Annotated in this window: 23 protein-coding genes; 21 read left to right on the top strand and 2 right to left on the bottom strand. The window is 42.7% G+C overall.

Annotated elements, in window-relative coordinates; genetic code table 11:
- Position 1: 1 nt before the first annotated feature.
- The 6 genes from yidD to QL982_RS08280 all read left to right on the top strand — a co-directional run bounded on the left by yidD (position 2) and on the right by QL982_RS08280 (position 6,729).
- On the top strand, positions 2 to 370 hold the full coding sequence (gene yidD / locus QL982_RS08255; RefSeq protein WP_290190260.1) for a membrane protein insertion efficiency factor YidD: 369 nt from the start codon (positions 2 to 4) through the stop codon (positions 368 to 370).
- A gap of 227 nt (positions 371 to 597) precedes the next feature.
- Positions 598 to 2,280 carry a membrane protein insertase YidC gene (gene yidC, locus QL982_RS08260; RefSeq protein ID WP_290163215.1) on the top strand — a complete coding sequence of 561 codons (1,683 nt, stop codon included), beginning with the start codon at positions 598 to 600 and terminating at the stop codon, positions 2,278 to 2,280.
- A gap of 215 nt (positions 2,281 to 2,495) precedes the next feature.
- Positions 2,496 to 3,932, top strand: a complete 1,437-nt coding sequence (gene mnmE / locus QL982_RS08265; protein ID WP_290163213.1) for a tRNA uridine-5-carboxymethylaminomethyl(34) synthesis GTPase MnmE — start codon at positions 2,496 to 2,498, stop codon at positions 3,930 to 3,932.
- Between the two features lie 84 nt (positions 3,933 to 4,016).
- A complete protein-coding gene (gene nrdR, locus QL982_RS08270) occupies positions 4,017 to 4,496 on the top strand; it encodes a transcriptional regulator NrdR (protein WP_110922147.1) in 480 nt (159 codons plus the stop codon).
- 80 nt (positions 4,497 to 4,576) lie between these two features.
- Positions 4,577 to 5,632 (top strand): bifunctional diaminohydroxyphosphoribosylaminopyrimidine deaminase/5-amino-6-(5-phosphoribosylamino)uracil reductase RibD, encoded by a 1,056-nt coding sequence (gene ribD, locus QL982_RS08275; RefSeq protein WP_290163210.1) that lies wholly within the window; start codon positions 4,577 to 4,579, stop codon positions 5,630 to 5,632.
- 422 nt (positions 5,633 to 6,054) lie between these two features.
- On the top strand, positions 6,055 to 6,729 hold the full coding sequence (locus tag QL982_RS08280) for a riboflavin synthase (RefSeq protein ID WP_290163208.1): 675 nt from the start codon (positions 6,055 to 6,057) through the stop codon (positions 6,727 to 6,729).
- Between the two features lie 34 nt (positions 6,730 to 6,763).
- Here the strand turns inward: QL982_RS08280 and QL982_RS08285 are convergent, their stop codons facing one another.
- On the bottom strand, positions 6,764 to 9,643 hold the full coding sequence (locus tag QL982_RS08285; RefSeq protein ID WP_290163206.1) for a response regulator: 2,880 nt from the start codon (positions 9,641 to 9,643) through the stop codon (positions 6,764 to 6,766).
- A 374-nt stretch (positions 9,644 to 10,017) separates the two neighbouring features.
- On the opposite strand from QL982_RS08285, the gene fmt reads away from it, so the two are divergent.
- The 15 genes from fmt to QL982_RS08360 all read left to right on the top strand — a co-directional run bounded on the left by fmt (position 10,018) and on the right by QL982_RS08360 (position 24,240).
- The gene (gene fmt, locus QL982_RS08290) at positions 10,018 to 11,088 is read left to right on the top strand and encodes a methionyl-tRNA formyltransferase (protein WP_290163205.1); all 1,071 of its coding nucleotides are present in this window, start codon (positions 10,018 to 10,020) and stop codon (positions 11,086 to 11,088) included.
- Positions 11,089 to 11,163: 75 nt separating this feature from the next.
- Complete coding sequence (locus QL982_RS08295) at positions 11,164 to 12,750, top strand: transcription antitermination factor NusB (RefSeq protein WP_290163203.1); 1,587 nt, start codon at positions 11,164 to 11,166, stop codon at positions 12,748 to 12,750.
- Between the two features lie 46 nt (positions 12,751 to 12,796).
- Positions 12,797 to 14,218 carry a threonine synthase gene (gene thrC, locus QL982_RS08300; protein ID WP_290163201.1) on the top strand — a complete coding sequence of 474 codons (1,422 nt, stop codon included), beginning with the start codon at positions 12,797 to 12,799 and terminating at the stop codon, positions 14,216 to 14,218.
- A 323-nt stretch (positions 14,219 to 14,541) separates the two neighbouring features.
- Positions 14,542 to 15,639, top strand: a complete 1,098-nt coding sequence (locus QL982_RS08305; protein WP_290190261.1) for a LysM peptidoglycan-binding domain-containing protein — start codon at positions 14,542 to 14,544, stop codon at positions 15,637 to 15,639.
- Between the two features lie 61 nt (positions 15,640 to 15,700).
- Positions 15,701 to 16,942, top strand: a complete 1,242-nt coding sequence (gene dprA, locus QL982_RS08310) for a DNA-processing protein DprA (RefSeq protein ID WP_290163197.1) — start codon at positions 15,701 to 15,703, stop codon at positions 16,940 to 16,942.
- A 158-nt stretch (positions 16,943 to 17,100) separates the two neighbouring features.
- Positions 17,101 to 17,739: a Sua5/YciO/YrdC/YwlC family protein gene (locus tag QL982_RS08315; protein WP_290163195.1), complete on the top strand. Its 639-nt coding sequence runs from the start codon at positions 17,101 to 17,103 to the stop codon at positions 17,737 to 17,739.
- Positions 17,740 to 17,923: 184 nt separating this feature from the next.
- The gene (locus QL982_RS08320; protein WP_110922156.1) at positions 17,924 to 18,442 is read left to right on the top strand and encodes a MarR family transcriptional regulator; all 519 of its coding nucleotides are present in this window, start codon (positions 17,924 to 17,926) and stop codon (positions 18,440 to 18,442) included.
- A 154-nt stretch (positions 18,443 to 18,596) separates the two neighbouring features.
- Positions 18,597 to 19,550, top strand: coding sequence for a fatty acid desaturase (locus tag QL982_RS08325; protein WP_290163192.1), 954 nt, complete (start codon positions 18,597 to 18,599; stop codon positions 19,548 to 19,550).
- Between the two features lie 106 nt (positions 19,551 to 19,656).
- The gene (locus QL982_RS08330; RefSeq protein ID WP_010197187.1) at positions 19,657 to 20,118 is read left to right on the top strand and encodes a hypothetical protein; all 462 of its coding nucleotides are present in this window, start codon (positions 19,657 to 19,659) and stop codon (positions 20,116 to 20,118) included.
- A 112-nt stretch (positions 20,119 to 20,230) separates the two neighbouring features.
- Entirely contained in the window at positions 20,231 to 20,731 is a 501-nt protein-coding gene (locus QL982_RS08335) for a hypothetical protein (RefSeq protein ID WP_290163188.1), read from the top strand.
- Positions 20,732 to 20,750: 19 nt separating this feature from the next.
- Positions 20,751 to 21,722: a TIGR01777 family oxidoreductase gene (locus QL982_RS08340; RefSeq protein WP_290163186.1), complete on the top strand. Its 972-nt coding sequence runs from the start codon at positions 20,751 to 20,753 to the stop codon at positions 21,720 to 21,722.
- Between the two features lie 58 nt (positions 21,723 to 21,780).
- Positions 21,781 to 22,254: a hypothetical protein gene (locus QL982_RS08345; protein WP_290163184.1), complete on the top strand. Its 474-nt coding sequence runs from the start codon at positions 21,781 to 21,783 to the stop codon at positions 22,252 to 22,254.
- Positions 22,255 to 22,330: 76 nt separating this feature from the next.
- Positions 22,331 to 22,792: a hypothetical protein gene (locus QL982_RS08350; RefSeq protein ID WP_290163182.1), complete on the top strand. Its 462-nt coding sequence runs from the start codon at positions 22,331 to 22,333 to the stop codon at positions 22,790 to 22,792.
- 115 nt (positions 22,793 to 22,907) lie between these two features.
- A complete protein-coding gene (locus QL982_RS08355; RefSeq protein ID WP_290163180.1) occupies positions 22,908 to 23,777 on the top strand; it encodes a fatty acid desaturase in 870 nt (289 codons plus the stop codon).
- 1 nt (position 23,778) lies between these two features.
- A complete protein-coding gene (locus tag QL982_RS08360; protein ID WP_290163178.1) occupies positions 23,779 to 24,240 on the top strand; it encodes a DUF393 domain-containing protein in 462 nt (153 codons plus the stop codon).
- 46 nt (positions 24,241 to 24,286) lie between these two features.
- Here QL982_RS08360 and QL982_RS08365 read toward each other — a convergent pair whose 3' ends face one another.
- Complete coding sequence (locus QL982_RS08365) at positions 24,287 to 24,808, bottom strand: hypothetical protein (RefSeq protein WP_290163176.1); 522 nt, start codon at positions 24,806 to 24,808, stop codon at positions 24,287 to 24,289.
- Positions 24,809 to 24,906: the final 98 nt, after the last annotated feature.

Raw genomic sequence — 24,906 nt, forward strand, 5'->3', positions numbered from 1 at the left:
AATGAATTGTTTTTTTAAAAATATAAATAAAATATTTTTTCTTTTTTTATTTAATACGATTGTTTTTTATCAAAAAATAATCAGTCCCATCATACCTGCTCGCTGTCGTTACTATCCCACTTGTTCAAATTATGGCAAACAAGCTTTGGTATGGCATGGGATTCGTACAGGTAGTTGGTTACTATTAAGACGTCTTAGTAGGTGTCACCCTCTAGGTGGGCACGGTATAGACTTTGTGCCTCTTCCTTTATCTTCTTATCATTATCTACCTATTATGAAAGCCTCTGATGTGGGCTTTTTAGGATTGGGTGTGTATCGAGACGCTAGCAGCTATGTTGCTCGACTTAACTATCTGATGAAACCAGAATAAAGATTGCTCTCTTATAGCCCTCTAGTAATGTCGCTATTACCTCTGGTGAGTTACCCACAAGTTATCCACACTCTTGGTATCATTTGAGACGGATTTTTAGTAAAATGATGCACATTTTATGTAAATGACGACCAATGCAGTTGCCGTGTATGAGGATAACTGCGTAGTACCGTCATGACACATGCCCTAATTTTTCATTCCCTAATTTTTTAATCTAGGAAAGGTTTATGCAAAAGATATTTCGGGTGATGATCATCATTGCGATGCTAATTACCGCTTATCTGCTGATTTTGGCATGGCGAGATGATTATGCCGATGCGCCAGCTGTAGATGCGGTGCCAGAAACTACAAATTCAGTAGGTGCTGACATTCCTTCTACCACTGGTGCAGCAGGCGATATTCCGGTACAAACGCTACCTACGAATAACGATACTGTGACAGCTGCCCCTGCGAAGAACGCAGGTCTAATCACGGTAACAACTGATCGCTATGATATAAAAATCAATCCAGAAGGCGGTGATATTGTCTATGCTGCACTCAAGCAGTATGACGCAACGCTCGATAGCGATAAGCCTTTCGTATTGTTAGAAAATAACAGCAATCGTGTATACGTGGCTCAGTCTGGACTCATCGGTCAAAATGGTATTGATACGGCAGAGGGTCGAGCGACTTACAACCATACGGCTAATAATTATGTGATGGAAGACGGGCAACAAACATTGTCAGTCCCGCTTACTTATAAAAAAGATGGCGTGACAATCACCAAAACGTTCACTTTTACTGAAAATAAATATCCGATTGATATTAGCTATCAGATCCAAAACGCGTCTACCAACGCTTGGCAAGGTCAGATGTTTGCGCAGCTAAAGCGTGATGATAGTAAAGATCCTGGTATGTCTGATAAAGGCGCGCTGAGCATGGCGACTTACTTGGGCGGTGCTTGGGGTACGCCAGACGATCCTTATAATAAGCTGAAATTTGGTGATTTTAGCGATGGTGAGTTGACGACGACCAGTGATAAAGGCTGGGTTGGCATCGTGCAGCATTATTTTGTTTCTGCATGGACGCCTGAAAACTTTACAGGTACATTCTTTAGCCGCGAAACGGGTGATGATTACTTTATTGGTTTTAACAGTCATCTGGTGAATGTAGCACCTAACAAGCAAGTCACTTTGAATGCGACGCTGTATGCAGGTCCAAAAGTACAGTCTGAGCTAAAAGATGTCGCAGTAGGCCTAAATAAAACGGTTGATTATGGTCTACTATGGCCAATATCGAAAATCTTGTTTGCTATCTTGGAAGGCGTGCACAAAGTGGTTGGCAACTGGGGTTGGTCAATCATCATGCTAACGGTCTTGGTTAAAATTGCCTTGATGTGGTTCTCTAATAAGAGCTACTACTCAATGGCGAAGATGCGTGCCATTGCACCGAGACTCAAAGTACTCAAAGAAGAGCATGGCGATGATCGTATGAAGATGTCGCAAGAAATGATGGCGATATACAAAGAAGAAAAAGTTAATCCAATGGCTGGTTGTCTGCCAATCTTGATGCAGATGCCGATTTTCTTAGCCTTGTACTGGGTATTAGTAGAAAGCGTTGAACTGCGTCATGCGCCATGGGTTTTGTGGATTCATGATCTTTCAGCGATGGATCCATGGTTCATTTTGCCGCTACTAATGGGCGCGTCGATGTTTATTCAGCAGCAGTTGAACCCGCAGCCAGCTGATCCAATGCAAGCAAAGGTTATGAAGTTCTTGCCGATTATCTTTACGGCATTCATGCTGTTCTTCCCAGCAGGTTTGGTTTTATACTGGACAGTGAACAACTTGTTTAGTATGACTCAGCAATATATCGTCAATAGAAAAGTTGACGAAGAGCAAAAACGTCGTACGGTTAAAGTACTAGACTAACTAGCTCTAGCTTATGAACTGATAGAAAACCATCGCTACGGCGGTGGTTTTTTATGTGTGATGGATAAGTGATAGCTTTTTTATCCACAGTTTATCAACATCAAAATGAAAACACGTCCAATGGGATCTCCTTTCAAAGTTTGTTTTGTCTGTATGAGTACAGAGGTTTATAATGGGGTTTTTAGCTACTGAGAGTAATTGTGGATTCCTTAGAGATGACGTTAACTGTATCTAATTCATCTGAACCGCCTAAAGCCTCTGGATTGGCCACAATTGCTGCCATTGCCACACCGCTTGGGCGTGGTGGTGTCGGCGTCATACGTCTTTCAGGTGCGCGTGCTTATGATATTGCCTGCACGCTAACTGGTAAGTCTGCTTTCACCCCACGTATGGCCAGTTTTTGCCGATTTTATCAGGCTGATGGCACAGTGATTGATGAAGGTTTGGTGCTGTATTTTAAAGGGCCGCATTCTTTCACCGGTGAAGATGTGATTGAGCTGCAAGGACATGGCGGCATGATTTTGCAAAACCAGCTACTGGCACGCGTATTCGAGTTGGGTGCAAAACAAGCTAGTGCAGGGGAGTTCTCTTATAGAGCTTTTGATAATGACAAATTAGATTTGGTACAGGCAGAGGCGATTGCTGACGCCATTGATGCAACCAGTGCGGCGGCAGCTAGTAGTGCTATTCGCTCACTAAGCGGTGAGTTTTCACAAAAAATCAATCAACTGTTAGAGCAACTTATTCATCTGCGCTTGCATGTTGAAGCGGCCATTGATTTCCCTGATGAAGAAGATGTCGACTTTTTATCTGATGGCGTGATACAAAATAAGCTTGAGCAAACGCAAGATAAGATACAACAAGTATTGGCGACTGCAAAACAAGGCCAGCTGCTACGTGATGGTATTCATGTGGTGTTAGCAGGTCGGCCAAATGCAGGCAAATCCAGCCTACTTAATCGCCTAGCAGGGCAAGAGCGTGCTATCGTGACCGATGTGGCTGGCACCACGCGTGATACGCTCCAAGAGACGGTCGTACTCAATGGTCTGACATTACATCTTACTGATACGGCAGGGCTGCGTGAGACAGAAGATACTGTAGAGCGTATCGGGATCGAGCGTGCTCGTACCGCAATCACGCAGGCTGACATGCTTCTGATGGTCTACGATGTGACTCGTGACCTTGAAGAAGACAGTACACCATTGCAACTGGCAGAACAGTTATTTGGCGAGCTACCAGAGGCCAAACGCTTACTGATTATTGCCAATAAAAGTGATTTGTTAAGCGCTAATAATAGTGAATCAGTGGCTTCCTTGTCACAAATTGAAATAAAAAACAGAGGCTATGAACAAGTGAATGTTTCATGTGAAACAGGTATTGGTATCGATAATCTGGTCGAAACATTGTGTGCTAAAGTGGGTTTTCATCCACCAGAGAACAGCTTGATCGCTCGTACAAGACATTTGGATGCCCTCAGACGAACGGTTGACTGTTTGGCAGAGGCCCATGAGCAGCTGACCGTATTCCAAGCAGGAGAGTTAGTCGCTGAAAGCTTACGTCAAGCACAGCGCAGTCTGGGCGAAATTACGGGCGAATTTAGCGCTGATGACTTGTTGGGCAAGATATTTGGTAGCTTCTGTATTGGCAAATAATAAAGTATTACTATGATGTGCTTATCTAGCATGGGTCTCATAAATAAAGACTCTGACTCTCAATGTTAAAACAAGGAAAATGCGATGCACTGTCCGTATTGTAATGCGTCAGAGACTAAAGTTATTGACTCGCGTCTTGCTGCGGAAGGTGCGCAAGTTCGCCGCCGCCGCTCATGCAATAGCTGCCAAGAGCGTTTTACTACCTTTGAGATGGTCGAAGTCGTGATGCCAAGGATTATCAAATCAAGTGGCAAAATTGAGCCCTATGACAATGAAAAACTGCGTCGCTCTATTTTATTGCCTTTGCAAAAACGACCTATCACGATTGATGAACAAGAAGCGATGATTAGCCGAATTGAGAAGCGTGTCAGACAGATGGGTGAGCGTGAAATTAGCAGTAAAGTATTAGGTGAAATTATCATGAGTGAGCTCAAAACGTTGGATGATGTCGCTTATGTGCGCTTTGCTAGTGTCTATCGCGACTTCCAAGATATCGATGCTTTTCATCAAGAAATTGCCAATATCCGCCCAAATGAAAAACAATCGAACGAAACTGATAAATAAGTCATAGTTACTCTATTAATCAGGTCTCAAACACTTACTTTCTTATATAGAACCTTCAATTATTGATTAAGTCCACTGCTATGTCTATTCAAAACCATGCTCAAGATGCACAAGATCGCTACTTTATGATGCTTGCTATTGAGCAGGCGAAACAAGGTTTGTATACCACAAGGCCCAATCCTGCAGTGGGCTGTGTCATTGTCCAAGCAGGAGAAGTAGTCGGACAAGGCTTTCACCCGAAAGCGGGTGAGCCTCACGCAGAAGTATTTGCGCTGAAAGAAGCGGGCATACGAGCAGCAGGAGCAACTGCTTACGTAACATTAGAGCCATGTAGTCATACAGGACGTACGCCGCCGTGCGCGCTGGCGCTGGTTGCCGCGAATGTGAAACGTGTCGTGATTGCAGGTCTAGATCCGAATCCACAAGTCGCAGGTCGCGGTGTAAGGTTGTTAGAACAAGCTGGTATTGAGGTTATAGTTGGCGTACTGACAGAGCAGGCAGAAGCATTAAATCGTGGGTTCTTGAAAGCCATGCGTACTCAGATGCCTTATGTACGACTGAAAATAGCAACCAGTCTGGACGGTCGTACAGCGATGGCGTCTGGTGAGTCAAAATGGATTACCTCAGCCGCCGCCCGTGAAGACGTACAGAAACTACGCGCACAAAGTGGTGCGGTTATTACGGGTAGTGAAACGATAATTGCGGACGATCCACAGCTTAATGTACGTTCTAGCCAATTAGGTATTCCACCTGAGCAAGTGCCGCCACCTATCGTAGTAGTGCTAGATAGACGTCAACGGCTAGAGCATAATCCAGAGTCTAGTCATCAGTTATGTCGTCGTCCAAATACGCTATATTGGCGTGAAGACGACTTGACTGCATTACTGAAAAATTTGGTCAGTGAGTATCAATGTTATGACGTGTTAGTAGAGGCTGGTGCTAGCGTCGCTGGTAGCTTTTTAAGCCAACAGCTCGTAGATGAATTGATTGTCTATCAAGCGCCATGTCTGCTTGGTGCGCAAGCTCGTCCTATGGTTGATTTTGATCCTATATCGCTGGCACAACAGCTACGTTTTAGTGTTAGTAGCCATGAACGAGTAGGCTCTGATCTTAAGTTAACGCTGTTACCTCTATAAGCCATTGAGAGTAAAGGGTTTATCTATCATTTATATCTGGTGTGGGCTAAATGTGGATAAGTAATGTTATATAACTTAGGTTTCACATGAAACTGTGTATAACTTCGTTTCACATGAAACTTATATTATGCACCTCTACACAATAACGTTAATAAACACATGCAAATCAGTAGTTTACACTTAATTTATAAGAAACTTATCCTGTTTTCGAATTTAATTTTCCTGTGGATAACTTGTTATTATCGAGGGTTTTGGCTTGCTAAGGGTTGATTTATCATTACTTATCCACAAGTTATCCCATAATGAGCATAGAATTAGCTTAGGTTTCACTAAAAATATAGTTTGGACAAACACCACTAAAATACGAATGAATATAAAATATATTGTCGATAACGGCAATGTTACAAAGAGATGAGGCCAATATGTTTACTGGAATTATAGAGAGTGTGGGAAAAGTAAAATCTATGCAGCCTACGGGCGGTGATATACGTTTGACAGTAGAATCTAATGATTTAGATTTCAGTGATGTAAAGCTGGGAGATTCGATTGCCTCAAATGGCATTTGTTTGACGGTGGTAGAGTTCGGTAGCAATCATTATTCTGTTGATGTTTCACGTGAGACTATCGCTCGTACAGCATTAGAGACTTTAAAACCTGGTCATATTGTCAATCTAGAAAAAGCCATGTTACCAACAACACGTTTCGGTGGCCATATTGTGGCTGGTCACGTGGATGGCGTTGGGGTAGTAAGTAAGCTACAGCAAGATGCGCGCTCGATCTATATTGAGATTACGATACCACAGGAGTTGGCGCATTACACAGTGACGAAAGGCTCTATCACAGTAGATGGTATTAGCCTGACGACGAACCTTGTACGTGACAATATTGTTTCTTTAAATATTATTCCACATACGGCGCAAGTGACCAATATCGCTAAACATTGGCTGGTTGGAAACAAAGTGAATATCGAAGTGGATATCGTTGCACGCTATTTAGAACGTTTATTAAATAAATCACAATCTAGTGGTATGGATGCGCCAAGTCCACAAAGCCAAATCACAGAGGCATTTTTAGCAGATAATGGTTTTATGAAGTAATGGCTTAAACCCAAGCAGTGAGCTTTATAGATTTTTATGGTTTTATAAAGCTCTGCAAAACAGATTCCAATGCTTTTTTATTGATAGGCTTGGATAAAAATTCATCCATGCCTACTTGCATACAAGCCTCGCGATCTTCTTCCGTATTATTTGCCGTGAGCGCCACGATAGGGATGTCATCACCTTGGGCACGAATCGCCTGCGTGGCTTGTAGCCCATCCATAACTGGCATGCGGCAGTCCATCAAAATCAATGAAATCTCTGCACGCTGAGCCTGTAACTTATCTAACGCTTGTTGCCCATCTTCTGCGACGATACTGCGATAACCAAGCTTGCTTAGCATTTTGCAGGCGATTTTTTGGTTCGTAGAACTGTCTTCTACGACTAGAATAAGTGGGGCTACAGTCTGGCTGCTATTTGGTTGACTGGTAGATTCGCTAATATTTTCTTTAACAGTTTGTGTTTGCACCAGTGTTTGTCTCACAGGCAGCGTCAAGCGTAGCAATTCAGAAAGTAAGAGCGCGCTGTCTAACGGCTTTGTCAAAAATCCATCACACTGATCGAGCAATAAAGAAGGTATGCGGCGCTCAGACTTCATACTAAATAGTATTTTAGGTAATGAGGTATCAGCGAGTAAGCTATTCAACGCTTGCCGTCTATCAATACTTTCCGCTCTTTGACTGTTGCTAGCCGATGCTAAATTTGTTGAATCAAAGGGCATCTGTATGGCTTGATGATTTTCATCGGGCTCAGTAGATTTGGCTTCATGGCTTACTACATCATGGCCTATTAACAGGGCACTGGTGTCGTAGTACTCATAATCTAGCAATAGTAAGGGCGCTAAAGTCTGCTTATCTTGCCTGAGTTGCTCTGTTAGTTGGCATATGGTGGTTGGATCTACAGAAGTAAAGACAGTCGTCGATATAGACAGATGCTCGCACAGTCGCTGCAAGTGTTCTGCAACGAGTGGTTGATGAACGACTGCGATAAGATAAATTTGACTCAATTGCTGATTGGGATGGTATATCGGCTGATAATTGGGATTTTTGCAAGGCAAGTAAAGGTTGAAGGTACTGCCTTCATTGACCGCGGTTTTTAGTTCAATAAAGCCGCCCAGTAAGCGTGCAAAGCTATCGACGTTTTTTAGTCCTAGCCCCGTCTCCATAGCATTTTGCTCTACTAGATTGATATCTTGGCCACGAGATTTATTCAAAGAAGCCAGTAGTGCCTGTTGCTTGGCAGAGGTTATACCGACGCCTGTATCTTGCACACTAAAGCGTATCCAACGATCGCTTTCAACTGCTGCAAGGTTTTGATTGACAGAGAATAAAGTGTCTTTACTCACGGTTGCCACCTGCTCTTGATGAATAGCGTCCACAGTCAGTGCAATGTAGCCCGAATGGGTAAACTTGATGGCATTATGCAATAAATTGAGTAATATCTGTCTGAGGCGAATATCGTCAGTTGCAATTGAGCGTGGACAGTCTGGAGCAAAGCTGAATATTAGCTCAAGTGATTTTTGCTGTGCTTCTTTTATGATCGAATCATTGGCTTCTTGCCCCAGTTTATAAATATCGACCGGTTCATTACTGAGGCGAGTTTTCCTAACTTCGATATTGCCTATATGTAATGTGTCGTTGAGCACCGTCAACATACTTTGGCTGGTTTTAATCAAAATATTCAACGTTTTCTTTTGGTCGATAGACAATGTATGAGGGTCGATTGGTTCTAGCGTATCAATCATCGCCTCTAATGGAATACGTAGCTGATGACCGATAGCAAATTTAAGCTTGCTAAATTCATTGAATTTTTTTCTTAACTGCTCGTTTTGTCGCTGCAATTGCTCAGATTGGCGCATGATTTCATCGATGTTATTGAAAGTAACGGTAAAACCATGGACTTGCCCATGTTCACCGAACCATGGTGTCACATGCAATTGATAGGCTTGTTTATCTTCTAAACCATAAACGATAAGTGTACGGGTAACACGTAAATTAGACACCGTTTGTAAGAGTGTTTGTGTGGCCTCATCCTTGCCTTTGACAAAGTCGGTCAGCTCATAACCCTGTTCTCTCTGAGCCACAGGTGTGAATATTTGCTCAAAACGCTGATTGTAAAAGCTAATTTGACCATGGCGTATGCTCATCAACATCGGTAGAGGTGATTGGTTAACCAAGCGTTCTAAACGGTGTTTTAAGGTTTTTATACGACGATAGTCATTGTGTAATTGGTAGCTGACACGGCTCAAAGCATGACCTAAAAGCATAAACTCAGTGGTAGATGTTTTTTGCAAAAAGGGCGGCGGTGTATAAGCTTCTTTTGCGCCGTTACTCAAATTATCAGTATAAACCAGCAGTTGCGCCCAGTTGGTCTGACGACCAAGCATATAGAGTAACGCCATGAAAAAAAGTACGATGGCCACCATTATTGGTAGCCAGTAACGGTAGGATATCCAATCGATAACAAAAGGCTCGTGACGCAATACGATATAAACTTGATGACCGCTTTTGAGGTTAATGATTCCGGCCAGATCATGACTATTGACAGTGTAAGAGCTGTGGTCATTACTGTTAGTGGCAGTTGTGCCAAGTGTAGGAAAAGTAACGGTAGAAAAAGTAGACTCATTAGGACGAGTGTTCTGATGGATATAGGTTTGTCCAGAAGGGGTTATTAATATCAGCTGATAGCTGATGTGATCAAAAGTAGGCTGTTCTAGAATTCTTTTTATGTCACTATCGATAGGATTTGCATGCTCAATAATACTGTGCTGCAACGAGTGAAAAGTATCTATACTGTGCTGCTCAGTATGATTTTTCATCCCATCAAACAGTGTGACATAGTACAGCAATAACATGATCACCAAGGTCACAGTATAAAAAATCAATAAGCGCTGTAAGGACTGAAACTGTTGCATGAAAGCGTGGTCCTATCTCGACACAAAAAAATATAGTGAAATCATAATAAGTTTTCTATACGCATTAGGGTGCGCCATCAATTGGCCCATTTATACATCTAAATGATGATATGGCCTCGCTGTATGGCTCAACGTTTTTGGTACGTACATATTGTATCTTCTATTTATAGCAGAATAACCATGCACTGTTTACAGAGAGTGGCTATGAACACCGCATTGTTTTGTAAAAATAGTGTAGGTAGAACGCTTGATGCTCTTTATATTATAAAGGCAACCAACGTCATTGGTGATACTAAGACGAGGCAATGACAATCATGGCACTACGTCGTAAACTCACCTATAATGAACAGATAAACCTTATATAATGCATGATTATGACTACAACAGCTCCCACCTTTGATTCATCCCGTTCGCTTACCGACCATGATACCCCAACTACTAACCGGTTAAGGGTAGTATTTGCGGGCACGCCTGAGTTTGCAGCGATTAGCCTTGAGTCACTAATCAGTCAGCAAGAAGCGCTTAATATAGAGATAGTCGCGGTATACACACAGCCTGATCGTAAAGCAGGCCGTGGCCAAAAGCTGGCGGCTTCTGCGGTGAAAGAGGTTGCACTCGCAAACGATATCCCTGTAGAGCAACCACTCACTTTTAAAAAATCTAGTACAGAAGGTCTGGATGCGAGACAAACTTTGCGTACCTATCAACCAGATGTGATGATTGTTGCCGCTTACGGATTGATTCTACCTATTGGTGTATTAGAGACGCCTACTCATGGTTGCTTGAATATTCACGCTTCACTGTTGCCACGCTGGCGCGGTGCTGCACCTATCCATCGCGCACTTTTAGCCGGAGACGATGAGACCGGCATTACCATTATGCAGATGGACAAAGGTCTTGATACGGGCGACATGCTTTATAAAGTTAGCGAAAGTATTGCCTCTGATGATACCGCTGCTAGCCTACATGATAAGATGGCTGCACTTGGTGCGACAGCGATTAGTACCGTATTAAAGGACTTGTCTACTTATCAAGCGCAAGCTATCGCTCAAGATGACAGTCAAGCCAACTATGCTGAAAAGCTGGTCAAAACGGAAGGCGAAGTTGACTGGTTGCAGCCTGCTGCTGCTATTGAACGCCAAATCCGAGGGCTGACCCCATGGCCGGGTGCTTATACTTTTCTTGCAGGGCAGCGCGTTAAAGTGTTGGCTAGTTTGCCTGTGAATGCCTCTCAGCAAACCAATGAGCCTGCTGGCACAGTGGTGAGTGTCGGACGTAAAGCGATTTTAGTCGCTTGTGGTAAGGATAATGATACCGAGTCGTCAGCTACTACTTTAGCCATTACTCATTTACAGTTTGCGGGCGGGAAGCCGATGACTGCTGAACAAATTTGCCACGGCAACCAATTAGATGACGGCGATCAATTTACGACAGAATCAAAATAACTGAACCTAACTTAATGATAGTTAACCCTATCTGCACAAGACGCTATCGATCATACGTCAAGGAAATGAAATTTAATGAGACAAAACAGTACTGCGCCTAGAAACAATAAGCTCAAACCATCAAGCAACCTTATTATGAATGGTAGCGTACGCGTGCGTGTGATTCGCACCTTATTGGCTATTCAAAACGGTCAGTCGCTCTCAAGCGTCCTTGATCCGTTACTAAACAGTCTGCATGATGGTGACAAAGGCTTTGCCCATGCATTATTGCTCACGACATTGCGCCAGTGGCATGCGCTGGCACGTTTGCTCGATACGCTCGCAGACAACCCTATTGATGAAGTTGAGGTTCGTACCACTATTCAAGTAGGCTTAGTACAGTTGCTCTATTTAGAAGTGGCTGACCATGCTGCGATTCATGAAACCGTTGAAGCAGCCAAAGAAATTGAGTTCGCTCATTCTACTGGTTTGGTGAATGCTATTTTGCGTAAAGTTGCCAAAAATCCAAGTAAATTCCGTAAGAAGTGCGATAAAAAGCATAGTCTACCGAATTGGCTCGCTTATCAGCTTAAGCAAGATTGGAGCGAGGAGTATGATGATCTGACACAAGGCTTGCGCCAACCAGCCCCGATGTTTTTACGAGTGAATTCGGCGGTTACTTCGGTAGAGGATTATCAGCATGCATTGGATGGCGCAGAAATTGATGCAGATATCGTTGAGCTAACGACTGGTTTTAAGGTAGCTAATTCATCAGAGTCTGCCGCTGCTACTACGCTATCAACCAAAGGTCTTAGACTACATCAAAGCACTGCCGTTAACGCTTTGCCTGATTTCGCTTTAGGAACGGCTAGCGTCCAAGACATGCATGCGCAACTTGCCGCACCAATCATTAATAAAGCATTGATGGCTAAGCTCATTGCTGAAAGTGCGAATACTGACAGCGACAGTGATGAAAGTAATAATGAGATACACATTCTAGATGCTTGTGCGGCACCTGGTGGTAAGCTTGCTCACTGGTTAGAGCTCATAAGCGCTAATGACGAATCATCGTTGTTTCACGTGAAACAAGACGATGCTGAAACGTCACCTGCGATTACTGATATCAAGGTAACGGCTATCGATAATGAAGCACCACGTATCGAGCGTATTCGTGAGAATTTACAGCGCCTAAATCTGAGTCAGCATGATTTGCAGCAAGCAGATAACAGCATTGCATTGAACATTGTCTGTGCGGATGCGACCAGATGGCAGCATGGCAAGAATAAAAAAGCGGCGACAAATGAACCCGTATTTGATGCGATATTATTGGATTCTCCTTGTACCGCGACGGGCGTGATCCGTCGTCATCCTGATATCAGTATCTTGCGTACCGAAGAAGACATCGAGCAAACGGCACTGCTACAAGCAGACATCTTGCATAACTTATGGCCACAACTCAAAGCTGGTGGTTATCTGCTGTACGTGACATGTTCTATCTTAAAGCAAGAAAACGTCGAGCAAATGCAGGACTTTATCACTCATCATAATGATGCGGTAGCGATTGAGTTTACCGACGATTGCAGTTGGGGTATCGAACAAGTGATTGGTCGTCAGTGCTTGCCGATTGATAGCGCGAGTGGCGATGGTTTCTATTATGCGTTGTTGCACAAAACGGCTGAATAAACTGTTTTTAACTATTGAATAACATTATTGTAGACAGGACAATCCAATGAAATATATCAGTACTCGTGGTCAAACAGCACCGATGGATTTTAGTGATGTGCTTTTGATGGGTCTTGCCCCAGATGGTGGTTTGATGTTGCCTGAGCATTATCCGAACATCGATAGTGCAACGCTTGATGAATGGCGTACGCTCAGCTATCCACAGCTTGCGATGGCGATTATGCAGCGTTTTGCGACAGATATCCCTGCGGCTGATTTGCAAGACCTCATTGAGCGTACTTACACCGCTGAGGTGTTTGGCTCTGACGAGATTGTTCCTGTCCGCAAACTTGAAGACAATTTATATATTCTAGGATTATCAAACGGTCCAACATTGGCATTTAAAGATGTTGCCATGCAGTTTTTGGGTAATGCCTTTGAGTATGTGCTTAAGAAAAAAGACGCGCGTATTACGATCATTGGTGCGACCAGTGGTGACACAGGTAGTGCAGCGGAATATGCACTACGTGGTAAAGAAAATATCGAAGTGTTTATGCTGTCACCACATGGCAAGATGAGTGAGTTCCAGCGTGCGCAAATGTATAGTTTGACGGATGCTAATATTCACAATATCGCTATCGATGGTATGTTTGATGATTGTCAGGACATCGTTAAAGCACTACAGCAAGATGCTGAGTTTAAAGCCGCTTATAACCTAGGCACGGTAAACTCTATCAACTGGGGTCGTATCCTAGCGCAGATTGTTTATTACTTTAAAGCTTACTTTGCGGTCACGACGAGCAACGATGAAAAAGTCAGCTTTAGCGTACCATCAGGTAATTTCGGTAATATTTGTGCTGGTCACATCGCTCGCGAAATGGGACTGCCAATTGACCGTTTGATTGTCGCAACCAATGAAAATGACGTGTTAAATGATTTCTTTAATCAAGGGGCTTATCAGCCGCGTCCGACTGAAAAAACCTATATCACCTCAAGCCCATCGATGGATATCTCAAAAGCGTCTAACTTTGAGCGTTTTGTTTATCTGCTATTAGAAAAAGACAGCGCCAGAGTCCATGAGTTATTTGAAGGGGTGAAATCTGGTCAAGGTTTCGATCTATCTGAGTTGATGGAAGCGGTCAATACCCGTTATGGTTTTGCTGCTGGTAAATCTACTCACAGCGACCGTTTGCAGACCATTAAAGCACTGTACGAGCAACACGGTGAACTGGTTGATCCACACACTGCTGACGGTATTAAGGTCGCTAAAGAGCTACAGCTGAATGGCGAAATCATCGTTTGTGCGGAAACAGCGCTACCTGTTAAGTTTGCGGATACCATCGTTGAGGCTATCGGTCAGTTAGATATTGCTCGCCCAGCTCATACCGAAGGATTGGAGAGTTTGCCGCAGCATGTGATCGTGTTAGACAATAATGCTGAACTGGTCGCTGAGCAAATTCGTCAGCATGTCACGCCAAACCCTGCCTAAATGGCAGTAAGTTTTGAGCGTGTCTTTAAGAAAAAAAATTCGCATAAAGGTTACACCATTGTAATAAAGTGTTTATGATTGTGTTATGGTAGATATAATTGTAATATTAGAAACAGCGTCGGCGAGTCATTATTGTGCTAGACGCTTTTTTAGGAATTATCCTAGCCAATTATACTGAACAGCTGCCCTATGGCTGTCATAAGAATTATATTAATAAATTACTGATAAGATTGTATTTTTTACTGGGGTAAAAAATATTTGAAGTGATGAGTTGAGTACGATTCGGTGTGACAGAAACAGCGGCACATATTGTGGATATAACGATGAAGATGAGCTTAAAAAAGATAGCAAAAGCACTGTTAATCACGAGCTTTAGTAGTGCCATGCTGATGACCACGGCCCACGCAAACAATCCACCACCTACTATCAAAGCAGATGCGCCCAATCGCTACACTGTCAAAAAAGGTGATACGTTGTGGGACATCTCAGGTCGCTATCTAGATAGCCCGTGGCGCTGGAAAGACATTTGGGCAACCAATAAGCAAATTAAAAACCCCAATCTTATCTACCCCAATGACATCCTTATCCTATGCGTGATTCAAGGTAAAACATTGATCGGGGTCGATACAGGCGAGGGCTGTGCTGGTATTGAAAAGCAATTGACTGGAAAGGTAAGCACAAACGCTGTAGCGATTACATCAACGGCCAATAGTGTCCCTCCTATTCCATTATCTGCTATTCAACATTGGTTAGATAAGACGATCATTGTCAATCCACAAGATTTTAATACCACGCCTTATATTTTGGCATCCAAAACTCGCAACTTAATCACTGCGCGCGGTGATAAGGTTTATGCCAAAGGCGTACCACTTATCGTCGGTCAGCGTTATGGTATATACCGTGAGGGTGAGTTGTATGTTGATCCCAAAACACAGGATGTTATCGGTTTAGAAGTCACGCAAGTGGCGACAGGCTTGGTTACTTCTACTGAGACCAATGGTGTCAACAGCTTGCAGCTTACCGACAGCTATGGCAAAGAAGTACGTGAAGGGGATCGAGTATTCGTTGAGTTGGACAAGGCTATTGCCCCTGTCTTTTATCCGACACCTGCGACCGTTACTCGAGGTGGCATGATTGTCCGAGTCATGGACTCAATCAGCTCAGCGGCCAAGGGCAGTGTCGTTGCTATCAATTTGGGTAGTACACATGGCGCTAAACCTGGTGATGTATTGACGGTTTATCAAAAAGGACCTTTGATACGTGATACCAAAGACAACGATACGCCTGTACGTTTGCCAAATGAGCAAACTGGTATGGTGATGGTTTTTAACACCTTCGACCAAATCAGCTATGCTTATGTATTAGACTCTGAGTTACCACTCAATGTCGGCGACCAGTTACTACCGCCTCCTTATTTATAAGGAAGTAAACGGATTATAGTCTGGATAGACGTTCACATCCGCCTACAAGAGATAAATGACTATGACAGCAGTCACCTCTTCTTTAACAGACGATCAGCGTGCAGTTCTGGCGCTGTGGTACGAGGTGAATGCGTCATTATCGGCTTATCATAAACTCATAACCTCTTTTGGAAATGCAGAACTTGCTTGGCAAGCTAAGGTAGAAGCATGGCGGCAATTGGGTATTCATCATACTCATCTCAAACGTCATGAACAGCCAGAGCAAACACAAGCCAATATCGATAAAATTCAGCAAGCATTAATTGATAGCCGCTATGGTTTACTGTTTGCCGATCAGCCTGATTATCCTGCCCAACTCTTACAAATCTACGATCCACCGCCATTACTGTTTTATCGTGGTAATAGTGCGCGCCTGTATCAAGCCCAAATCGCTATCGTCGGTAGCCGAAAACCCACGGCACATGCACAAAAAATCACTTTTGATATTGCGCAATATCTAGCGCAAGCAGGTTATATCATTACCAGTGGTCTTGCTATGGGTGTGGATAAGCGTGCGCATCTGGGTGCACTGGCTCAGACAGATACTGACTATCATGGTCGAACGATTGGAGTGATGGGTACGGGCATTGATGTCAATTATCCCAACCATCATGATCAGTTGTTCGCTCAAATTATCGATCAAGGTGGTTGTATTATCAGTGAGCTGTTACCGCATACGCAGCCACACAAGCATACTTTTCCGCGCCGCAATCGGCTGGTAGCTGGATTGAGTCTAGCGACCATTGTGACGGAAGCCACGATTAAAAGTGGCTCGCTTATTACTGCACGTCTCACTTCAGAGCAGGGCAAACAAGTCTTCGCTATTCCAAGTCATATTGACAATACCAATGCTGAAGGCTGTCATCACTTGATACGTGAAGGCGCCACTTTGATTTATCATCCTCAGCAAGTCTTAGAAGATGTCAATGGTCAGTTGACCTATGACCGCCATTCTTATACGCCAGCAGACATACCTCAATCGAATAATAGTCCCTCTCAACAAAATATAGAGGCAGAGAAAGGCGCGGTAACCACAGATGGCCATGCTACCTCATCACCTTCTAATATTAAATCTCCTGCTAGTGCCATCGTAGTACCTGAGCATTTAACCCCTGTTTATGAACAGCTCGACTGGCATGGACAGGATTTAGATGCGCTTATCGTAGCAACTGCGCTTGCACCACCGCAATTGATTGGACAGTTAATGGAGCTTGAGTTATTGGGGGTCATCAGTGTACAGGGCGGTCGTTATTTACGCGTCTAATGTTACATTTGCCTACCTTCAAAAGTTTCTATTTTCCAGTCTCTAACTCATTTAACATAGGAAAAAATTGGCAGCTTTTGAAATTTGTTGTCTGAGCCAAACTTTCTCCTGTGTTATGATTAGCGCCTAATTTTCTATTATCCTAAACCATTTCAGCCATGAACCATCTCACACCTTTTATCACTGATTCTACTCTACAAGCAGCTCAGAGCCTCAAAGAAGGGCAGTTGCTCGCGTACCCGACTGAAAGCGTTTGGGGTATTGGCTGCGACCCTTATGATAAAGCAGCCGTTCAGCGCATTTTGGACATCAAACAACGTCCACAAGCCAAAGGCATGATTGTCATTACCGACAGTGTAGAGCGTTTGGCTCCTTTGCTATCGTCTTTAACGGATGAACAGCGTGACCCTATTTTAAAGAGTTGGCAGACAGATAGTGGCCATAATAACGATGATGGTTTGCACTATAAGCAAGCACATACTTGGTTATTGCCTATTCCTCAGGCACTGGCTACAGCTATACCCACTTGGATTACTGGCCAGCATCAGACGATAGCAGTAAGAGTTATTGCTCATCCTATTATTCGTCAGCTGTGCCAACAGATGGTCAGTGAGCAAAACCCATTTGGCTTGCTTGTTTCAACCAGTTGTAACCCGTCAACGCAATCACCTGCTAAGACTTTCGACGATGCTTATGCGTATTTTGGTGAGCACATCAGCTACTTACAAGCTGATACGCTAGGTTATACTTTGCCTAGTCAAATTCGCGATGCAACGACAGGCTTAATCATTCGTTAGATAGTAGCCGTCATTTAAGCGTAATGAGGCAAGTGACATCATATAAATAATAAGCATTGATTCTATATTTCACTATTGACAGAAATAAAAGAATGGCGCAAGATAAGTTAAGAAACAGCTCAATCAAGAAACAGCTCAATTAAGAAACAAGCCATATCGCATAAAAAATAAGTGAATAGCCATTATGAAACTAAATCCTGTGACCGAAAAATTTATCTTACATTGGGGTGAGATGGGCTCGCAGTGGGGCGTCAATCGCACTATGTCACAGATTCATGCATTGTTATTTATCATTGGTAAGCCGCTAAATGCTGAAGAAATTACCGAAACACTTGGTGTTGCTCGCTCTAACGTCTCAAACAGTATCAAAGAGTTGCAGCATTGGGGCTTGGTACAAAAAGTCTCCATATTGGGTGATCGTCGCGATCATTTCACGACCAATACCGACGTTTGGGAGTTAGCACGTATCATTGTGGTTGAACGACAAAAGCGCGAGCTAGAGCCTACGGTGCAATTCTTACAAGAGCTGATGGACAGTCCTGAATTCGAACACGAAAACAGCGACGTAAAGGCACGCATCCGTGACACCCAAGAGTTCGTTAGTACGCTCACCACTTGGTCTGCTGAGATGCTCAAGCTACCTACCAGTATTCTCAAAAAAGTCCTTAAACTGGGTGCGAGTATCAAAAAAATCCTACGTTGATAGTGATATGTGTTATCTAAAATAAAAAATTTGAGTAACCATTTCTGTTTAAACAGAAACTTATGTAATAAGTATAAAGAATAACTAAGTTTGAGTAATACGAGTTTCGGTAAAAATAGCAGCAAGAAACAGCAACGACAAATGGATGTGCAAAATGAATGCAAACAAAATACACGCTGGTAAAGAGAAGACCATTAAAAGAGCGATTGCTTCAGTCGAGTGGCAGGATTTGCGCCAACTAACGCGCGCTCAAATTTCTTATAACCTCATTTTGCCTTATCCATTTTTATTGCTGTCTTGGTGGTTCGCCAGTCAGTCTTTGTATGTGTTGGCCTGTAGCGCTTCTTATTTATTCTTTGCTGCCGCTTTTCGCCAAGCGCACGACGGTTATCACCATAGCTTGGGCGTGAGCAAGCGTACCGTTACCGGCATACTATTATTGCTCAGCGTACTATTAATGACCAGTTTGCATAGTATCCGAGCCACCCACATGGAACATCACCGCAATCCATTGGGTGACAGTGATATCGAAGGCCGTTTGGCAAAAGGTTCATGGTGGCAAGCGCTGCTTGGCGGGATAACGTATCGATTGGATATTTATCGCCAAGGACTGCTTCTTAGCAGCCGTCGTAACCAACGTATTGCTTGGTTAGAGTTTGGCTTGATTTTCCTTGTTATTATCACTGCGCTGGTACTGACTGTGCTTCCTGTGGCTGTTCCTGCTATTGCAATGTTGGCGCAAGTGTTGATATATCACCTACTGACGATGATGTTGGCCAATGCCAGTGTCGGCATTATCGCCGTGTGGGGCGTGCATCATGATTGTGATGAGACAATCGCCCGAACTGAGCGCAATCCTTTGGTCAACTTGCTGACTTTTAATTTGCTTTATCACGTAGAGCATCATCTATTCCCTGCTGTGCCATCCAACCATTTACCTGAGCTTGCTAAGCGTGTAGATGCCGCAGCGCCACATCTGACTAAGGCACATGTATTACCAAATATGACGACTGTGATGGAATTTATAAATCATTATGCGAGTAAGTTAAAAGATAAAGATCAAAATAATAATGATAGTGAATGTCCTATTCGTAAGCGTTTTGCTTAGTAGAATGGGCAGGTATGTCAGCATTACCTACGTTAGAAGAAAATGTTGAATGCTTGAGCTAATCGACTGAAAAAATAGCTAAAAAACTGTCTCTAAGGATATCGTCATGGGTTCAGATTCTAACAAAGGTCATGAAAATTATTCAAAAGCAAATATCATAGCATCCTATTTATTTTTTGGTGGAGCTATTGGTGGCAGCTTAATAGGATTAATAATAGCTATATTTGTGGTTTCAGAAGCTATCTTGCAAAATGATGTCTGGCAGAATATCGGTAGGTCAATAGTGCTAGCTATATTAGCAGTACCCATCTGTGCATTCTTTGGTTTCATGATAGGTCTGATTCCTGCAACACTGACTGGTTGTTTAGTCGCGAGTTTGAAACTATACCGCAATCATAAAGGTTTATCGTATTCAGCTATCATCGGTACAATATCGACGGTTATCTGTACTTTTCTACTCATGGTTTTTAACGATATCCCTTTTTCATTTGCTGCTTGTATCTTTGCTACCTTGATTGGAAGTTCTAGTGGATATTTCACAGGGTTATTTGTCTTACCAAAGGCATGATTCACAAAGATAAGTTACATAATTAATCATCAATTCTCCACAGTAATTTCATGGGCTTTGCCAACGCCGTATTTATACTAAATTAACGACGAATGTTAATAGGATAAATAGCATGAAAAAGAATAATGAGTTAGATGCGTACCCTTATCTACAAGTGGTTGTTCTGTTTGCAGGGGTTGGTAGCTTGGTGGGTGGGCTGGTAGCGCAGCTGTTCTTGTTATTCATATTTAGGGATGCTGATTTTGCTCAAATTGGTTATCAGCCATTACTATACGTCGGATTACTTGGTTTTATCCCTGCTTTATTAACGGGCATGATCGTCGCTAGTCAACATATATGGCGCGGTGATCATAAGAGTCTACGCACGACATTTTTGGTTGGGTTCGCAACATCCGCATGTTATATGGGTACAATCGTCTTATATTTAGGCATAAACTCATTGATAGAAATTGGCGTTCTATTCGCATTTATGATTGCCATAGGATTGTTTGGTGCGATCAATTCAGCGATCGCTAGCTGCATTGCTTTACCAAAAGTATGTAAAAGTCGTTTTGATATAAAAGCTAAAAAAGAAGACGATAACTATAACGGATTACGTTTTACTGAAAAATAATACACATCGGGAGTAGAGCATGAATATTCTAATCAGTGGCGGTTCAGGGTTTTTGGGTAGTGCGTTCAGTGAAGAGATTCAGAAGCGTTATCAACAGGCTGATAGAGACCTACATGTTACTTGGCTGACACGTGATGATAGCCAAGCACATCCCAGTAATATTGAAATGATGACTTATGACGAGCTATCAAAAACAGAAAATACTTTTGATGTTATTTTAAACCTAGCAGGCGCAGGTATTGCCGACTCGCGTTGGAGTGATGAGCGCAAAGAGCAACTGCTTGCCAGTCGTATTAAACCGACCGAATCCATACTGGCATTTATCGCCCGCACCAGTATCAAACCTAAGCTATTAGTTAGTGGCTCAGCGATTGGTTGGTATGGTACACAAGGTGATAAACCATTGACTGAAAGCAATGGTTTTGAGACCGATTTTTCACATCAATTATGTGAGCAATGGGAACAGCTGGCTTTGACAGCAACGGAATATGGCTTACCTGTGGCTATCGTGCGAACCGGTGTGGTGATTCATCCTGAGGGCGGAATGGTCGGCAAGCTTTTGACTCCATTCAAAATGGGTGTCGGTGGTCAGTTGGGTAATGGTCAGCAGATCATGAGTTGGATCAGCCGTGAGGATTGGGTAGGCGCAGCGCTATTTATCATTGAGCGGCATCTTGCTGGTAAGCACGTTAGTGATGCTGACATTACACATGATAATGCATTGCAGACTACCAATGATACACCAGCGTTTGTGTATAACCTAACGTCACCAAACCCAGTAAACAATCATACTTTTACTAAAACACTTGGGGCTTGGTTACATCGTCCAACCTTTTTCACCTTACCGAATTTTTTACTCAAACTGATGTTTGGTGAGATGTCGACTTTATTAATTGATGGTCAAAAAGTATTACCACAAGCTTTACAGGACGCCGGTTATGAGTTCCAGCAGCCAACGCTCAAGCAAGCGTTAGCAGGGCAGAAGCTTTGAATAGCTTAGGGTAGATTTCATGTGAAACATTTTTTTAGGTTCCTTAGTAGAAAATATCATGACAAGTCTAACGAACGGGATTAAAGAATCATCTTATCCATTTAATCGAGTGGGATGGGGCTATAGCCTACTAGGTGGCAGCACTGGTGGTCTAATGGTTGGTATGTTATTTATATTTGATTATCAAGGAATAGAGTTACTATTAATATTTATTGTTTCATCGATAGTACTTGGTGCTGTGTTTGGTCTAATACCTTCTATAATTACAGGAGTTTGGATAGTCAAAAATGAAATGAAAATACAAGGTGCTGAAAATTACTGTAAGTTATTTTTAATGGGCTTCTTAGTCAGTTCCACTTACGCTGTATCAGTTGTGCTGCTTAATTACTATATATTCGAATGGTTTCTGATGGACAGTTTTTCTTTACAGCTATTCTCATTCACAGGAGGAATGGGTCTACTGGGAGGATTGAGTAGTATGATTTTAGGTAAATTGCTACTACCGAAAGAAAAGACATTGCAAAAATCCTGATAATTTTTAGATAAATATAGATTCTAAGTTGAAAAATACCTAATAAGTTTCATGTGAAACAATAGTAGAGGTGTTTATGAGTGACATTGAGAGCAGCGCTACAGTTACTGTACCTAGCTCTAGCTATCCGAAGGGTAATGTAATAGGGCTATATGGGTTGTTAGGTGGTGCGATAGGCGGCTTGATTATTCCCTTATGTATTAGTGTGTTGTCTGTGATTGAAGGAAGCGCTTCTATACAAGATGTTCCAGATTTTATTAAAATGCTAGCAGCTGGTGCAGTTTTTGGTTTTTTTCTGGGTCTATTGCCTGCATTATTAACTGGCTATAGTGCATACAGATTTAAAATCTATTTTGATTCAGCTAAAAAAATATTACCTCTGTTTGCTATAGGTTTGTTTAGTACCTTTATATTTTCAGTTTGGATAATGCCACACGAGACTGTTTCAGAAAAAATCATATCTGCTTTGCTCATTAGTTTGATAGGTGGCGCAAGTGCCATAATCACGGGTCTGATCGCATTACCTAAACATAAATAAAATTTGCCTATTAATTTCACTTTTGACAGAAATAAAATAAATAAGACAAAGTAATTAAATTAAGTGGTTGCGCTAGTAAGACAGCTACTGCTTATCACTAAGTAAGGAGAACATCATGCGTCATCCTTCGTTAGCCAGTATTGAATGGCAAGATTTGCGTCAGCTTAGTCTGAGCGAGACTGTTTATAATATTTTTTTATCGTTACCTTTTTTATTGCTGTCATGGTGGAGCGCGTGGCAAGGGTGGTGGTTACTTGCGCTTGTGGCGACTTTTTTCTTTTTCACTGCTGCGCTCAGACAAGCGCATGATTGTTATCACCGAACATTGGGAGTAGGGAGGCTTGCCACTGAGCTCATGCTGTTTTTTCTCAGTATCACGATGCTCTGTAGCACACACGCTATTCGGCACACACATCTTAATCATCATCGAGATCCGCTTGGCGATAGCGATGTCGAGGGCAACTGGGCACGCTTGCCGTGGTATCAGGCAATATTGGGAGGCGGGATTTTTTCGATTGCGATTCAGTGGTTTGGCCTGACGCATGGTAGCCGTCGCAATCGTATTCTGGTTGCCTTTGATATGTTGCTCATTTTCGCAGTGATTGCCGCTGCTTTTATCACGATGCACCCAGTTTTGATCTATCACGTAGTGGTGATGATATTGGCCAATACGATGGTGGGGTTCTTTGCGGTATGGAGTGTACATCATGGTTGTGATGACGTGGTATATGCCCGTAGTGAGCGCCATCCGCTGATTAATCTACTGACTTTTAACTTGCTGTATCACATCGAGCACCATCTCTTCCCAGCAGTGCCGACTAATCACTTACCAGTACTAGCTAAGCGCTTAGATGCTGCTGCACCGCAGTGGACGCAGCAGCCCGTCATTCCTTTTTTAGCGCCAGTCAATAAGTACCAAGCAGTACACATGACCGAAAAATCTAATAGTCTTAATACTGAGGTATCACTCATAAAGGAGTCGTAACATGATTATCCAAAACCATATCAACAGTTACAGAGAGCAAGCGAATTTATCTATTACCATGTACTACGACGATGCGTGCGTGATATGCAGTACCGAGGCGCATAACATGAAAAAACGTCAACCAGAGAAAATATGCTTAGTTCCTGTAGAGGAGGGGCTAGATGAGCTGGCGGTCGCAGGATTTAGCCGTGAGGATGCGATGACGTATATGTGTATGAAAGACAGCTACGGCAATTGGTACACACACATGGATGCCGTACGGCTGCTCTACAAGACGGGCGGTGTTAAATGGTCACCGTTGTTGTTTTTGCCAGGGATCAAACAACTGGGTAACTTTACTTATCCGTATGTCGCTCGCAATCGCTATCGAATTCCAAACTGGGTGACCAAGCTGGTCTATGGCACAGCAGTCCTGCAAGCGTGCGAAAATGGTGTTTGCAAAATAGCACCAGATAAACGTTAAGGCAGTTCTATCAAAAACAATTAAGACGGGTCTACGGCAAGCAGCTTTACGACATGTCATTTGTCGTAATAGCATGTGCTTTCTTGTTTGATACCAAAAGAATAATAAGACTGATAACACCGACGCATAATGACAGTAAAGCACCTGCTGTTAACGTCATAATAAAGTTTGATAAGAAAGGTTGGTTATCACTTAACCCTAAAAAATCATAGACATAAAAGGCTCCCATGCCCGCCAAAATCTCTGGTGATATAAAAGGAGAAATAGGAATAGCAATAGCAAAATTTAGAATCTGTAACCCTGCCTTTATATAGACGCCTTTCTGTAATGCTGCTATAAAACGATGCCATTGATTTTTACGTGCAAAATCATCAAGCAACGTATAAAAGACAATAAAGCAGCCGATTCCTGATGCCATACCAGCTATAGATAACCAAGAATTATTGGTTAATGCAACTCCCCATACAAAACCTGCTACTGCACTAATACAAACCCAAAGCGTCCAAAAACCCCAACGTTTATTCATCTCTTTACCTTTGTTGTCTGTACGATTCTTACGATAAATCATACGATTTTATCTTATAAAGCTTTGTGTAAAAAATATGGAATATAGTCTCAGTGGCAATAATAAGCTGTTTTTAAAGTAAGATAATCTCATTTTTATCT

This window comes from Psychrobacter sp. 5A.1, from assembly GCF_030407455.1.
Taxonomy (GTDB): domain Bacteria; phylum Pseudomonadota; class Gammaproteobacteria; order Pseudomonadales; family Moraxellaceae; genus Psychrobacter.